This window comes from Occallatibacter sp., from assembly GCF_036502485.1.
Classification (GTDB): Bacteria; Acidobacteriota; Terriglobia; order Terriglobales; family Acidobacteriaceae; genus Telmatobacter.
In genome coordinates, this window is record NZ_DASXYM010000029.1 from 22087 (window position 1) to 36150 (window position 14064).

Here is a 14064-nt window from a genome sequence, read left to right on the forward strand (position 1 = left end):
GTTCCGTCGCGCATAACGAACTCACACTCTTTTGCCCTCACTGCAGCAAGATCCAGCCGCCGCAGGAGGGAAATTACTTCGTGGCGTTCAGCCTTGAGCCACGCCTCAACATCGACCTGGAAAAGCTCGAACAGGAGTTCCACAGGCTCAGCCGCCGTCTGCATCCCGACCGCTTTGCGCGCGCCACAGAGAACGAGAAGGAATGGAGCCTCGCCGATACGGCCCTGCTCAATGACGCCTATCGCACCCTGAAGGATCCCATCCGCCGCACCGAGTACCTGCTCAAGCTGCACGGCGCAGAAATCGGTGAAGAACATGCCGGCAAGAACCGGCGGCCCAATGAGATGGGCGCCTCCCGTGCCCCGGCCGATCTGCTCGAAGAGGTCTTTGACTTGAACATGCAGCTTGAGGAAATGCGCGCCGCAAAGGCTTCAGGCGACGAAGACCCCTCGCTCAAGCAGAGCCTCACCGAGGCAAAGTCGAAATTCGAAGGCCTGCTCCATGCCGTCGACAACGACCTGCGCGGCGAGTGGAACGCCTGGGACGTTGGTGACCCATCCGCCCGCCATACCGCACAAAATAACATGGTGGCGCTGCTCGACCGCAGGCGCTACCTCAGCAACCTGGTCCGCGAAGTCAACGAGACCCTCGGGGCCTGACGATCAGCCTGCGCGAGCTGTAACAGCACTTTCGATTCGGTGCGCGATTCATTCGGGAAGACATTGAGTTTTGGTTTGTTTCGAAAGGACACGATTTCGCATTTTGCTGAAAAATCCGGAAGAAGGAGCCTTCTAATAAGGGCAGGATTTCAGTCGGGCCGATAAGCTGCTCATTTTTGGGCGTTGGGCTTTACCCCCCGCCAAAGATCGTCGGCCTACATTGCCTTGAATTGCCTTCTTCCCGCAAGCTGTTAAGTCGTGCTGCACAACACCGCAACATAAATTCTGGGCTTTAGCCCCTGAGGGATTTGAAAATCGGCATGGCTGAAGGACGCGTAGTCGGCATTGACCTCGGAACCACTAATTCCCTGGTCGCCTACATGGAAGGTGAAAAGCCGGTGGTCATTCCCGGCGTGGACGGCTCCAACCTCGTGCCGTCTGTGGTTGCATTGGACCCCATGCCCAAGGACGGCGGACGTCCCACCGTCACCGTCGGCAACAGTGCCCGCAAGGTGCTGATCGAAACGCCCGAGCGCGTCATCTACTCCGTCAAACGCCTCATGGGCCGCGGCCTGAGCGAAATCGAGAAAGAACTCAACCTCTTCCCGTTTCGCCTGGCCGACGACGTCGAAGAAGGCGAGGTACCTCGCATCCAGCTTGGCGAACTAAAATTCACGCCGCCTGAAATCTCTGCTTACGTGCTGCGTCAGCTCAAGCGCAACGCAGAACGCTTCTTCGGCGCCCCCGTTTCGCAGGCGGTGATCACCGTGCCCGCCTACTTCAACGATGCCCAGCGCCAGGCCACCAAGGATGCCGGCCGCATGGCCGGGCTTGAAGTGCTCCGCCTGGTCAACGAGCCCACCGCCGCGGCGCTCGCCTACGGCCTCGATCGCCGCAAGGAAGGAACCATTGCCGTCTACGATCTCGGCGGCGGCACCTTCGACATCTCCATCCTCAAGCTGCGCGATGGCATCTTCGAAGTGCAATCGACCAACGGCGACACGCACCTCGGCGGCGACGACATCGATAACATGCTGGTGGGCATCGCCCTCGATGAGGTTCACGCCGAGAACGGCGTCGATCTCCGCTCCCAACCCGGCGCGGTGCAGGCCATCCGCAAAGCTGCCATTGACGCCAAGATCCGCCTCTCCAGCGAGCCCGCGGCGCAGTTCGATATCGAGCTGCCCAACGGCGATCGCTACCAGCGCGAAATTCCCCGCGAAGTCTTCGAGCAGTTGATCGAGCCCATCCTCCATCGCACCGCAGGACCCTGCAAACAGGCGCTGCTCGACGCCAACCTCAAGCCGGAGCAAATAGACGAGGTCGTCCTGGTTGGTGGATCCACGCGGATCCCCGCGATCCGCGCGCTCGTCGACAATCTCTTCCAGCTCAGCGCACGTGGCAAACAAGCCCATACCGAGCTCAACCCCGACGAAGTGGTTGCTCTCGGCGCTGCCGTGCAGGCTGACATCCTTGCCGGCGCCTCCAAGGCCACCGAAGAGCTCCTGCTTCTCGACGTGACGCCCCTGTCCCTCGGCATCGAGGCCCTCGGCGGTACCGTCGCCAAAATCATTCAACGCAACTCGACCATCCCTGCTTCCGCAACAGAGCACTTCACCACCGGCGTCGACGGCCAGACCAACGTGGCCATTCACGTGGTGCAGGGCGAGCGCGAACTCGCATCGGACTGCCGCTCCCTCGCCCGCTTCGACCTCAAGGGCATTCCCCCCATGAGCGCCGGCCTGCCCCGCATCGAGGTCAAGTTCCTCATCGACGCTGACGGCATTCTGCACGTCTCCGCGCGCGAACAGCGCAGCGGCAAAGAAGCCCAGATTGAAGTGAAGCCCACCTACGGCCTCACAGACGAGCAGGTCGAGGGCATGATCCTCGATTCCTTCGATCACGCCGAAGAAGACTTTGCCAAACGCCTGCTGATCGAGGCCCGCAACGAAGCAGAAACGATTCTCGCCGCCGTGGAGCGCGCTCCGCAGCACCCTGTCTGGAAGCAGTTGACCGGTGAGGAACAGGCCAACATCCAGGCCGCGCGCGACCGGCTGTCCTCTGTGAAGCTGGGCGACGACATGACCGCCATCCGCGAAGCCACCTTGGCGCTGGATCAGACCACGCGGCACTTTGCTGAACTTATGATGGATTCCGCGGTCAGCACCGCGATCCGCGGCAAAACCATGGAAGCCGCCGGGGAAGATCTCAACGACAACGTGACCGCCCCGCATCCCATGGCGCCGGCCGAATTCAAGTAGATTGGTGGGGGCTGGCGGATCGGAGCTTTAGCCCGACACCACAACCCGATTCAGACTGTTTTGAAAGGGCACGGCTTCAGTCGTGCCGAATGAGCCGAAAATGGAGAGGGGGCTTTAGCCCCTGAGGTCCATTCAGAAGGGCAAGTTTATGAGTACAGCAAACACAACAAACATCCCCCCGGAGAAGCTGGTCCGCGTCACCTTCATGCCTGAAGGCAAAACAGTCGAGTTCGAATTCGGCACCCTGCCCTATGACCATCACGGCAAGCCGATGTCCTTCCTCGACGTCGCCGAGAACTTCGACATCTTTCTCGACCACGCCTGCGGCGGCGTCTGCGCCTGCACCACCTGCCACCTCTGGATCAAGGACCAGGACGGCATCAGCCCCGCCGATGACGATGAACTCGACCGCATGGACATGGCCGCCGACCAGCAACTCAACTCGCGCCTCGGCTGCCAGGCGGTCATCACCAAACCCGGCAACTATGTCGTCGAGATCCCCAAGTGGAATCGCAACTACACCTCCGAAGGCAAGCCGCTCTCCATGGCCGAAAACAAATAAAGGAAAACCGAATGCCCCGCGAAATTCATTGGACCGACTCCGAAGAGATCGGCATTCAGCTTCAGGAAAAGTACCCCGAGCTCGACCCGCTCACCGTCCGTTTCACTGACCTGCACCGGCACGTCATCGAACTCGAAGGCTTCGCCGACGACCCCGCCAAATCCAACGAAGGGCGACTCGAAGCCATTCAGATGGCCTGGCACGAAGAGTTCGAAGACGCCAAGGGCTGAGCCGCGATCCGTACGAGCTCACTTGCGGGATAATGGGAGGCGATTCATCTCGCTTCTGCCTTCGCTTTTTCTGTCATTCCGCGAAGCAATCTGCTGGTCCGCATTGTCCTGAGTACGGTGCGGAAAATCAGCAACTCCGCTGCGCTCTAGCTGCTCCACCCGAACGCATTCTCAAAGTGCACAATCGCGCGTTCTTCTCCCGGAACCAGGTACACACTCATCACATCGAAGCGCGTGGCCGGCGCTTCAGCCTGCGGTGACCGCCGCAAATAGGCGCGCCCCAGCCGGCGCAACACGTGTTGCTTGTGCCGATCCACCGCCGACTCTGCCGGCGTCATGTCGCGCGCCGTGCGCGTCTTCACTTCGACGAAACACAGCAACTCGCCGTGCCAGGCAATCAAATCCAAATCCCCCGGCAGATTTCCCGCCGACCAGCGCCGCGCAACAACGATATAGCCCTTCCTCCGCAGTTCGAAGAACGCGGCATCCTCGCCGCTCATTCCGGTGACAAGATGTTCCGGCAGCCTCGATTCACCGCGGCGCTTCACCATCCAGTCCAGCGCCGCGATGCTGCGCTCCAGAAGCGCTGTGGTGATCTGCCTTGTCCCCATGGCTGACCATTGTCGCGCGCCTCACCGAAACACGCAAACGCGCGCAAAAAGAAGAGGGCCAGAGCATCCAGCCCCGGCCCCTCAAATCTGCGACAGAGTTCGCGCCAACTCGCTAACCAGCAGCCTACGCGCCCGCCATCTCCATCTCCGCTGCGCGCGCGTGTTCGTTCTCCACTTGCGTAAGTGCTTCTTCGAGGATGTCGAGAGCGACCATAGCTTCCTCTTCGCTCGCGATGAGCGGCGGGCACAGCCGGATCGACGTCTCGCCGCAGCCAAGAATCATCAGGCCGCGTTCAAACGCCAGCGTTTCCACGCGATTGCGCAGCGCGCTTGCCGGCTCTCGGGTCTGCTTGTCCTTCACCAGTTCGATGCCGATCATCATGCCGCGTCCGCGCACGTCGCCCACCAGCGGATGCGTCTCCTTCCAGCCCTGCAGCCGCTCCAGCATCAGCCCGCCCACGCGGCCTGCGTTGGCCACTCCCTCGCGTTCCAGCACATTCATGGTGGCCAGTGCCGCTGCAATCGACACCGGATTGCCTCCGAACGTCGAAGCGTGCGAGCCCGGCACCCAGTCCATGACCTCCGCACGGCTCATGCACACGCCCAGCGGCATCCCGCTGGCAATCCCCTTGGCCATGCAGACAATGTCCGGCTCCACACCGGAGTGCTGAACCGCCCACCACTTGCCCGTGCGCCCCGCTCCACTCTGCACTTCGTCCGCCACCAGCAAAATTCCGTGGCGGTCGCATATGTCGCGCAGCTCCTGCATGAAGTTCGTAGGAGCAACCACGTAACCGCCCTCGCCCTGGATAGGCTCGACGAAAATTGCAGCCACTTCCTCCGGCGGAAGAATTGTCTTGAACAGCTTCTCTTCGATATAACGCGCGCAGCCCAGGCTGAACGCTTCCTCTTCCTGCGGACCTCCCGTACACCCCCGATAGGCATACGGATAGCGCACGTGCGTCACCCCGGGCACCAACGGGGCAAACCGGCGCTTCTGTTGCGGTTTTGAAGCCGTCAGAGACAACGCACCCATGGTCCGGCCGTGGAACGCGCCGAAGAACGCGATAATGTGCTGCCGCCCGGTGTGATAACGCGCCAGCTTCATCGCGCACTCCACCGCCTCGGCTCCTGAGTTGCCATAGAAGAAACGATGCGGTCCCCGCATGGGCGCCACCGCCGACAGCCGCTCCGCCAGATCGGTGAGCGGTTCGTTATAAAAATCCGTACCGGAAATGTGGATCAGCTCCGCGGCCTGCTTCTGAATCGCAGCCACCACTTCCGGATGGCAATGGCCCGTCGAGGTCACGGCAATCCCGGCGGCGAAATCAAGAAACTCATTTCCGTCCACATCCGTGATGCGGACACCCTTCCCGCTCTTCGCAACCAGCGGATACGACCTCGTGTAGCTGGGAGAAATCAGCCGATCGTCGGCTTCAACAGCGGCTTTCGCCTTGGGCCCCGGAAGCTCCGTTACCAGCTTCGGCCCGTATTTTGCGTGCATGTCCTGCTTGGTCATGTCATTCTCCTCGATCGGTTGTGCAGCCACGCCGTTGCATGAGGCGAGGCCACCTGCCCGGTGGGCAGCGACGAACCCCGTAAAATGTGGGGTCTTTCAACGTTCCGGGTTCAGGCGAACCCGCAATGCAGGCGAGGATCTCCGGCGGCCGTGAAACCTTAGTCGCCGCCGAAGAGACTAGGTCGTGTGCGGGTGGGAAGCACGCGCAGATGCCGCCGCGGGCAGATGCAGCGCGCACGCAAGCCTGACCAGCGGCGCTTCGCCGGCACATTGGCTCCACTCATCGCGTGTTTATGCATTGTGTATCCCGCTTTCCCGCAGAATAGCACGATTCAACCTGGGCAGGTTGCGGGAACGCAGCCTCAGGAAGGCTTCTTCTCAAACGCATTCGCAGGCACAAGAGCCGCGGGCGGGTCGCCCTCCAGGGACACAGGCATCTGCTCGAAAGCCGCCAGCGAGCTGTTGTTCGCTGCCATCGTCATCCAGCACACGGCTGCCTTCTTGGTCACGCTGCAGGCAATCTCAATCGTGTATCCCAGAGCACCCTGACCCTTCACCGTGCCTTCCACCCGCTCAATCCAGAACCGATGCGTACCGAGTTGGTACACGCCATACATCGGCTCGCCGAGATCGAAGTTCTGCTGCAGGCCCGCGGAGGCGCTGGCAGCGAACCCCGGCAACTCCGCTTCCGTCATCTGCTGCCCGTAACAGGCGAATGGAAGAGCCGCTTCCGTCAACACCGAAGGCGGATTGCCATGCCGCGCGGCGACTCCAATCTCAACGCAGGCCAGGCCCTTCTTGTCTTCCTCCGTCGCAGCGCTCTGGCGCGCCTGCTCTTTGGCCACCGCGCTGGTATCCAGGAGATCCCAATCGGCCGGAACCGTGAAGCTGAAGCCAAGATCCGCGGAAGCGCGCGTGAACGCGGGAGACTGCGCCGCCAGCCCCGCCGGCAGCAGAAGACAAAAACACAGGAAGGCTTTCATGACCGCTCAGTCTACCACCGTGCATCGTTCCTCGCGCTGCGCCGCGACTCAGCGCACCAGCAACGCCGTCACCGCCGAAACAACCCCCGCAGCTCCAAACGCCATCCCGAAATACCAGTAAAGCCGCGCCCGCGTCAGCAGAGTCACAGACGTGACAACCAGCCCGATCTCGAGCAGTGCCTCGCCGAAATCGAAGCGGTCGGCGCGCCTTTCGGCAAGCGCAACTTCCTTTTCGAAGTCAGCGGCTCTCTCCTGCTCTTGTTTCAGATCTTCACTCCACTTGGCCTGATGATCGGCATACGACTTCTCGATCTTTGCAGCCTTGTCCTTCTCTGCCAGGCTCACCACTTGCATCAGATCGTTCACCAGGCTGGTGTTGTACTGGCGAATCTTCTTCGCCTGGTATTCGTTCCATTGATCCGTAGCTTTGTTCTGCTCAAGCACCGCCTGGGTGTGGGTTCGATGACCCAGCACTGTGGCGATCGCCACCAGCACCGCCAGCACGCTCATCGTGAATGCAACCGGCCGCATCGTCGGCTCATGCGCGCCATGCTCGGCGTGCTCCTGCAACTCGTGCGCTTCGTTAGCTTCCATCTGGGGAAAGGACCTCCTGATAGGTCACTGAGGCTATTCTCGATTGCGCCTCGTCTTTGCTTTTCTTTCTATCGTTCTCGTCAGAGAATCTATCCTTTTGGAATCCGGCGATCTGCCCTGAAACGTTCGCCGGTCTTTGTTCTTGCTTTTCTTGTCTGTCATTCCCGAAAGGAATCTGCTTCTCGTCTCCGCAGCCATTCTGGTCGGCGCTGGCTATTTCCTCTTCCACCTCACGCCATCCTTCGAATCCTCCAGAATGACGCCCTTTTCCGCGAGCTCGTTCCGAATCTGATCCGCGCGCCCGAAGTTGCGCATCTTCTTGGCCTTGGTGCGCTCCGCCACCAGCTTCTCAATCTCCTCATCGCTCAGCGCAAACCCCGCAACCAGCTCCGGCGCAACTTCCACTGTCCTGCCCGCCTGCTCGGCCCACGCCAGCGCCCGCCTGGTAGCTTCCGTATCGCGATCTTCCAGCACGTCGAACACGGCGTCGAAATCCCGCAGCACTTGCAGCACCGCATCGCGATCGCCGGCCAGAAACTTGCCCTGATCCATGGCCGTATTCGACGCCCGCACCAGGTCGAAAATAGGCGCGCGCGCTTCCGCCGTATTCAGATCGTTGCCCAGCGCCGCGAAGTACCCTTCGCTGGCCTTGGTCGCCATCTGCTGGATCTCAGGATTCTCGCCCGCCTGAAGCGCCGCCTGCGTCACGCGCTGGTGGAACGTGCGCAGCCGGTCAATCGCGGCGGTCGCTTCCACAAGCCCGTCAAAGGTGAAGTTGAGCTGATGCCGGTAAGGCACGGAGATAAGTGCCAGGCGAATCGCCGATGCCTTGTAGCCCTTCAGCAGCAGGTCGCGAAGCGTATAAAAATTTCCTTCGCTCTTCGACATCTTGCGGCCGTCCACCAGCAAAAACCGCACGTGAAACCAATGACGCGCCAGCGGCTTGTGGCTGACGGTTTCGCTCTGCGCAATCTCGTTCTCGTGATGCGGAAACGTCAAATCTTCGCCGCCGGCATGCAGATCGAAGCTGTCGCCCAGAAACTCCATCGACATCGCCGAGCACTCAATGTGCCAACCCGGCCGCCCCCGCCCTATCGCCGAATCCCAGCTCGTCTCTCCTGGCTTGGTCGCCTTCCACAATGCAAAGTCGCGCGCCGAGTCCTTCTCGTACTCGTCCACATCCACGCGCGCCCCGTCTTCCATCCCGCTGAGATCCTTCTTGCTCAGCTTCCCGTATTCCGGAAACGACCTCAGCCGGAAATACCAGCTTCCATCCTCGGTCTTGTAAGCCGCGCCCGCAGCCTCCAGCCGCTGAATCAGATCCACCATCTTCGGAATGTGTTCCGTAGCGCGCGCAATGATCTCCGGCCGCTCCACCCGCAAAGACTCAAGGTCCTCAAAGAACGCGTCAACATACTTGGGCGTGTACTCCGAGATCGGAATACCGGCGGAAGCCGAGTTGCGAATGATCTTGTCATCCACATCGGTGATGTTCATAACGTGGCGCAGGCGGGTGCCTGTGAGCTTCAGAAAACGCCGCAGCACGTCCACCTGCAGAAACGTTCTGAAGTTCCCGATATGGCCGTAGTCATAAACCGTCGGACCGCAGGCATACATCCGCAGCTCGTTGCCGTCGGCCGGGACCAGATCGTCGATTTGCCCCGAAAGGGTATTGAACAGGCGGAGAATTGTGGTGTGCGACGCTTGCGGCTGGCTCATAAATGTTGGCAAATACGCAACTTTTGACCTTCCGATTGTATCAAGGGCCGCCCTTTGCCGGCGCGAGAACACCTCATCCGCGCGCCTTTCCCCTCCCCACCGGAACCTTACTGCTGCTGGTACGCGCCCCGATCGTAACCCGACCCCGGACGCGGGGGTTCCCGCCAAAGTCACTCGCCGGTGCAAGGGTCGCCGTCCCGGAGCCCGCCGCCGGGCTGCTCGCTGATACCGACAGCAGTATCTTCCGTGCGTCCGGGTTTGCCGGATCCGTGTAGAGCGGATCCGGGTTCGGACTTAGCGCCCCAGGGCAAGCGACGGATCCGCGGACAAATCGCTCGAAGCAAACTCACCGGCAGCAAACCGCGGCCACGCCGCCGCCGCAATCATGGCGGCATTATCGGTAGAAAGCGCCAGCGTCGGAAACGACACCCGCACCCGCCGCCTCGCGGCCTCCGCGCTGAACCGCTCCCGCAATTCGTGATTGGCGGCAACCCCGCCCGTGACCAGGATCCGCGCCACATCCAGCGATTCGGCCGCCGCGAACGTCTTCTTCATCAGGTCGCCCACCACGGCATGCTGAAAGCTGGCAATCAGATCGAGCACCGCCTGCGGCGCCAGTTCCAGCGCCTCTTCGCGCGTTCGCGGCGTTCCTGCGCCGGCCAGCACCTTGCCAATCCGCTCTTCCACACCCGCCCGCATCCCATTCAACTCCACATGCCGCAGCACCGCCGTTTTGATCCCCGAAAACGAAAACAAAAAGTGCGCGTCGAGATCCGCAATCGGAGCCGTCCTCGCTGCCTTCGTGCGCGGAGCCTTGCCCTGCAGGTGCGCCTTGTTCTTGATCTGCGCAAAGGCGAATGGCACCGCTCTGGGATCGCCAAACCGCGCCATCGCATCGATCCACGGTCCCCCCGGATATCCCAGCCCCAGCAGCTTGGCGACCTTGTCGTACGCCTCGCCCGCCGCGTCATCCAGCGTGCGCCCCACCAGACGATAGCGCCATGTCCCGGGCCCCGGCTCCGCCAGGTACAAATGCGTATGCCCGCCTGACACCACCAGCGCCAGCGCCGCCTCCTCCCCCTCCACCTTGTCATCCTGAGCGACCGAAGGGAGTCGAAGAACCTGCATTTCAGAGCCTTCACCCGCCGCCTTCTGCCGCTCCTCCAGCAACACCGCGTGAATATGCCCCTCCAGATGGTTCACCGCAATTACCGGCAGCCCGCGCGCAAACGCCAGCGCCTTGGCATACGTAATCCCCACCAGCAGCGCCCCCGCCAGCCCCGGCCCTGAAGTCACCGCAATCGCATCCAGATCCTCCAGCCCCACGCCGGCCTCCGACAGCGCCGCCCGCACCACCGGCACAATGGCGCGCAGATGCTCGCGGCTGGCCAGCTCCGGCACCACTCCGCCATAGCGCGCATGCATGGCAATCTGCGACGCCACCACCGACGACAGCGTCCGCGCCCCGCGCTCCACCACCGCCGCCGCCGTCTCATCGCACGAGCTCTCAATTCCGAGAATCAGTCCACCACTCATGAACTTCCAGTTTATCGGCCCTTGCATCCCACCGCTCGTGGAGGGTGACAATAGAACCTGTGCCCACGCTTTCGCGCCAGTTCGAAGCCGCCCTGCGCATCATCGAAGCGCTGCGCGCTGACGGCCACCAGGCCTACCTCGTCGGCGGGTGCGTGCGCGATCTGCTTCTCGGCCGCAACCCCGCGGACTACGACGTAGCCACCTCCGCCACGCCTGACCTCGTCCTCGACATGTTCCCCCGCACCTTCGCCGTCGGCGCTCACTTCGGCGTGGTCCTGGTGGCCGACGAGGCCCTCGACGAAATCCCGCCCCTCGAAGACGCAGGCGATGCCGGCCCCCGCTACTCCACCACCGAGGTCGCCACCTTCCGCTCCGACGGAGCCTACTCCGACGGCCGCCGTCCCGACACGGTCCGCTACACGCAGAACCCCGAAGAAGACGCGCAGCGGCGCGACTTCACCATCAACGGCCTCCTCCTCGATCCCACCCTGCTCGTCCGCGCGCAGCCTGAACAGCAAGCGTCCGCCGTCCGCGCAGGACTCCTCGACTACGTCGGCGGCCTGGCGGATCTCGACGCCGAAATCGTCCGCGCCATCGGCGAGCCGCGCCGCCGCTTTGAAGAAGATCAGCTCCGCCTCCTCCGTGCCGTGCGCTTTGCGGCGCGCTTCGGCTATACCCTCCACCCCCCCACCCACGACGCCATCCGCGCCCTCGCTCCCCGCATTCATTCCGTCAGCCGCGAGCGGGTACGCGATGAGCTCACCAAGATGCTCACAGAAGGCCGCGCGCGCCAGGCCTTCGAGCTCCTCGATGAAACCGGCTTGCTCGCCCAGGTACTTCCCGAAATCACCCGCATGCACGGTGTCCAGCAGCCCCCGCAGTTCCATCCCGAGGGCGACGTCTTCATCCACACCCTGATGCTCCTCGACCAGCTCCGGCCCGGCGCTCCCTGCACCCTCGCCTGGGGCGCGCTCCTGCACGATGTCGGCAAGCCCCCCACCTTCCGCGCCGCCCCCGATCGCATCCGCTTCGACGGCCACGTTGAAGTCGGTGTCGCCATGGGCGCCGAAATCTGCCGCCGCTTCCGCTTCTCCAATGAAGACACCCTCCAGATCCTCGCCCTCATCGAGCACCACATGCGCTTCGCCGACGCGCCGCGCATGAAGGCCTCCACCCTGAAGCGATTCTTCCGCCTCCCCTGCTTTGAGGACCACCTCGCCCTTCACAAAATGGACTGCCTCGCCGCCCACGCCAACCTCGACATCTTTCACTACGTCGAGGAGCAGTACCACTCCATGCCGCAGGAGACCGTGCGCCCCCATCCGCTCGTCACCGGGCGTGAGCTCATCGCCGCCGGTTATCCCCCCGGCCCCCGCTTCAAAGAAATGCTCCAGGCCGCCGAAGACGCCCAGCTCGAAGGCTCCGTAACCACCACCGGCCAGGCCATGGCACTCGTCCGCAACCGCTTCGGCGCCCCCGAACCCGCCTCTAAAACCCTGTCATCCTGAGCTGTCATCCTGAGGGCAGCGAAAAGCCCGCTTTGCTCCTTGCCCTTGCGGAGTGGGTCAGTTTGACCATGTCGACCCCCTACCGCTTGCGCGCTTCCCATCGTCATTCATGAGGCTTCATCGTCTTCGGTTGCCGCAACACGCCAAACGCCCGCGCCATCCTGATACAAACAAATCCATGGCCCACCTGTTCGTTCTCCGCGATGAAGTTGTGGTCCGCGCACCCCTCGAGCGCTGCTTCCTCCTCTCCACCAGCGTGGAAATCGTCGAGTGCGAGCTGCGCATGCATCCCCGCCAGGGACGAACCTCCGGCCTGGTGCAGCACGGCGATACCGTTCTCTGGAAAGGCTGGAAGTACGGCCTGCCGCAATTCCACCAAAGCCTCATCGAGGCTTTCCGCCCTTATTCGTTCTTCCGCGACCGCATGATCGCCGGCCGCTTCCGCAGCTTCGAACACGACCACGCCTTCGACGTGCTGCCCGACGGCCGCGTGCGCATGCAGGATCAAGTGCGGTTCACCATGCCCTGGGGCTTGCTCGGCCAGTTCGTGGGCGTGCTGCTGCTGGCGCCCGACATCCGCCGCCTGATGCGCCGCCGCTTCTCCCTGCTCAAGCGCATCGCCGAGACCGAAGAATGGCGAAAGTTCATCCCTGAACCCTGAACACCATCCCTGACCGGCTGGCGCTCCCCCTCCATAAGCGATACCATGGACAACCATCCCGAGAGCCCATCGCTCTGAGGCTGATATGTGCGCCGATTTCAGAACGCCCGATTACCCTGCTGACGGTCCTCACTCCCGTGAACCCCGCCAGGCCATTCCCCGCTTCCTCTCCCGCGCCCCACGGCTCCTCGCCCAGGGCACAGTCATCGGCGGAGCTGCCTTCGCCGGAGCCGCCATCCTTGGCGCCGCAGCGGCCACCGCCATCTTTGCCGGCCGCAGGAAGACCCGCTCCCACCAGATGCGCGGCAAAATCGTGCTCATCACCGGCTCCTCCCGGGGACTGGGGCTGGCGACGGCAGAAGAGTTCGCCCGCCTCGGGGCCCGCATCGTCCTCACCGCCCGCGACGCTGAAGAACTGGAACGCGCCCGCCATCTCCTGCTGGAGCGCGCGGCCCTAACCACCGCGGACGTGATCGCCGTCCCCGCCGACCTCTCCCGCCAGGAAGAAGCCGAATACCTGGTCCATCGCGCCCTTGAAACCTGGGGCCGCATCGACGTCCTCGTCAACAACGCCGGAATCATCACCGTCGGCCCCATCGAGAACCAGACCGTCGAAGACTTCCGCAAAGTGATGGACACCAACTTCTTCTCGGCCGTCCACTGCACCCTCGCGGCCCTGCCCCACATGCTCAAGAACCGGGCCGGCACCGTGGTCAACATCACCTCCATCGGCGGCAAAGTCGCAGTTCCGCACCTCCTGCCCTACTCCGCCAGCAAGTTCGCCGCCGTCGGCTTCTCTGAAGGACTCCACGCCGAACTCCACGGCAAAGGCATCCACGTGCTCACCGTCTGCCCCGGCCTCATGCGCACCGGCTCTCACCTCAACGCCCTCTTCGCCGGCGATGCCGCGGCCGAGTACCAGTGGTTCAGTATCGGCGCCACCACCCCCGGCCTCGCCGCGAGCGCCCGCCATGCCGCCCGCCGCATCGTGCGCGGCGTCCTCAACCGCGAAACCGAGCTGTTCATCACCCCGCAGGCAGCCCTCGCCGGCCGCCTCGCCCAAGTCACTCCCGGCATGACCGCCGCAGCCATGTCCCTGGTCAACAAAATCCTGCCCGCTGCCGGCACGGAGCGCCCCCGCCGCGGCGCCGACGTCCGCCAGCGCGAAGCAGCCTCCGTCCGCGTCTTCGGCGCCGGCCCCGCCCGCCGCTACAACGAAAC

14 protein-coding genes are annotated in these 14064 nt (G+C 63.0%); 7 read left to right on the plus strand and 7 right to left on the minus strand.

Annotation, left to right across the window (positions count from 1 at the left end):
• The first annotated feature begins 80 nt into the window (after positions 1-80).
• The 4 genes from hscB to iscX all read left to right on the plus strand — a co-directional run bounded on the left by hscB (position 81) and on the right by iscX (position 3712).
• The gene (hscB, locus tag VGL22_RS05305) at positions 81-659 is read left to right on the plus strand and encodes a Fe-S protein assembly co-chaperone HscB (RefSeq protein ID WP_465265852.1); all 579 of its coding nucleotides are present in this window, start codon (positions 81-83) and stop codon (positions 657-659) included.
• Between the two features lie 320 nt (positions 660-979).
• Positions 980-2920 (plus strand): Fe-S protein assembly chaperone HscA, encoded by a 1941-nt coding sequence (gene hscA / locus VGL22_RS05310; RefSeq protein ID WP_465265853.1) that lies wholly within the window; start codon positions 980-982, stop codon positions 2918-2920.
• A 148-nt stretch (positions 2921-3068) separates the two neighbouring features.
• A complete protein-coding gene (locus VGL22_RS05315) occupies positions 3069-3482 on the plus strand; it encodes a 2Fe-2S iron-sulfur cluster-binding protein (protein ID WP_465265854.1) in 414 nt (137 codons plus the stop codon).
• An 11-nt stretch (positions 3483-3493) separates the two neighbouring features.
• Positions 3494-3712, plus strand: a complete 219-nt coding sequence (iscX, locus tag VGL22_RS05320; RefSeq protein WP_465265855.1) for a Fe-S cluster assembly protein IscX — start codon at positions 3494-3496, stop codon at positions 3710-3712.
• Positions 3713-3858: 146 nt separating this feature from the next.
• On the opposite strand, the gene VGL22_RS05325 is transcribed toward iscX, so the two are convergent.
• The 7 genes from VGL22_RS05325 to tsaD form a co-directional block, all read right to left on the minus strand.
• The gene (locus tag VGL22_RS05325) at positions 3859-4323 is read right to left on the minus strand and encodes a YraN family protein (protein ID WP_465265856.1); all 465 of its coding nucleotides are present in this window, start codon (positions 4321-4323) and stop codon (positions 3859-3861) included.
• 124 nt (positions 4324-4447) lie between these two features.
• Positions 4448-5842, minus strand: a complete 1395-nt coding sequence (locus VGL22_RS05330) for an acetyl ornithine aminotransferase family protein (protein WP_465265857.1) — start codon at positions 5840-5842, stop codon at positions 4448-4450.
• Between the two features lie 362 nt (positions 5843-6204).
• Positions 6205-6825 (minus strand): hypothetical protein, encoded by a 621-nt coding sequence (locus VGL22_RS05335; protein ID WP_465265858.1) that lies wholly within the window; start codon positions 6823-6825, stop codon positions 6205-6207.
• 48 nt (positions 6826-6873) lie between these two features.
• Positions 6874-7419, minus strand: a complete 546-nt coding sequence (locus tag VGL22_RS05340; RefSeq protein WP_465265859.1) for a DUF4337 domain-containing protein — start codon at positions 7417-7419, stop codon at positions 6874-6876.
• The gene (locus tag VGL22_RS05345) at positions 7409-7648 is read right to left on the minus strand and encodes a hypothetical protein (RefSeq protein ID WP_465265860.1); all 240 of its coding nucleotides are present in this window, start codon (positions 7646-7648) and stop codon (positions 7409-7411) included. The genes VGL22_RS05340 and VGL22_RS05345 overlap by 11 nt, the downstream gene beginning before the upstream one ends.
• Positions 7633-9138, minus strand: a complete 1506-nt coding sequence (gene cysS / locus VGL22_RS05350) for a cysteine--tRNA ligase (RefSeq protein WP_465265861.1) — start codon at positions 9136-9138, stop codon at positions 7633-7635. The genes VGL22_RS05345 and cysS overlap by 16 nt, the downstream gene beginning before the upstream one ends.
• A gap of 294 nt (positions 9139-9432) precedes the next feature.
• Complete coding sequence (gene tsaD, locus VGL22_RS05355) at positions 9433-10674, minus strand: tRNA (adenosine(37)-N6)-threonylcarbamoyltransferase complex transferase subunit TsaD (RefSeq protein ID WP_465265862.1); 1242 nt, start codon at positions 10672-10674, stop codon at positions 9433-9435.
• Positions 10675-10733: 59 nt separating this feature from the next.
• On the opposite strand from tsaD, the gene VGL22_RS05360 reads away from it, so the two are divergent.
• The 3 genes from VGL22_RS05360 to VGL22_RS05370 all read left to right on the plus strand — a co-directional run.
• A complete protein-coding gene (locus VGL22_RS05360) occupies positions 10734-12182 on the plus strand; it encodes a CCA tRNA nucleotidyltransferase (protein ID WP_465265863.1) in 1449 nt (482 codons plus the stop codon).
• Between the two features lie 178 nt (positions 12183-12360).
• On the plus strand, positions 12361-12843 hold the full coding sequence (locus VGL22_RS05365) for an SRPBCC family protein (RefSeq protein WP_465265864.1): 483 nt from the start codon (positions 12361-12363) through the stop codon (positions 12841-12843).
• An 85-nt stretch (positions 12844-12928) separates the two neighbouring features.
• A partial coding sequence (locus tag VGL22_RS05370; RefSeq protein WP_465265865.1) for an SDR family NAD(P)-dependent oxidoreductase occupies positions 12929-14064 on the plus strand: 1136 nt, incomplete at its 3' end.

Excerpts from the sequence above, each read along its gene's own strand:
- VGL22_RS05335 (WP_465265858.1), bottom strand. The coding sequence starts at position 6,825 with ATGAAAGCCTTCCTGTGTTTTTGTCTTCTGCTGCCGGCGGGGCTGGCG.
- iscX (WP_465265855.1), top strand. The coding sequence starts at position 3,494 with ATGCCCCGCGAAATTCATTGGACCGACTCCGAAGAGATCGGCATTCAG.
- cysS (WP_465265861.1), bottom strand. The coding sequence starts at position 9,138 with ATGAGCCAGCCGCAAGCGTCGCACACCACAATTCTCCGCCTGTTCAAT.
- VGL22_RS05365 (WP_465265864.1), top strand. The coding sequence starts at position 12,361 with ATGGCCCACCTGTTCGTTCTCCGCGATGAAGTTGTGGTCCGCGCACCC.
- VGL22_RS05315 (WP_465265854.1), top strand. The coding sequence starts at position 3,069 with ATGAGTACAGCAAACACAACAAACATCCCCCCGGAGAAGCTGGTCCGC.
- VGL22_RS05340 (WP_465265859.1), bottom strand. The coding sequence starts at position 7,419 with ATGGAAGCTAACGAAGCGCACGAGTTGCAGGAGCACGCCGAGCATGGC.
- VGL22_RS05325 (WP_465265856.1), bottom strand. The coding sequence starts at position 4,323 with ATGGGGACAAGGCAGATCACCACAGCGCTTCTGGAGCGCAGCATCGCG.
- hscA (WP_465265853.1), top strand. The coding sequence starts at position 980 with ATGGCTGAAGGACGCGTAGTCGGCATTGACCTCGGAACCACTAATTCC.
- tsaD (WP_465265862.1), bottom strand. The coding sequence starts at position 10,674 with ATGAGTGGTGGACTGATTCTCGGAATTGAGAGCTCGTGCGATGAGACG.
- VGL22_RS05330 (WP_465265857.1), bottom strand. The coding sequence starts at position 5,842 with ATGACCAAGCAGGACATGCACGCAAAATACGGGCCGAAGCTGGTAACG.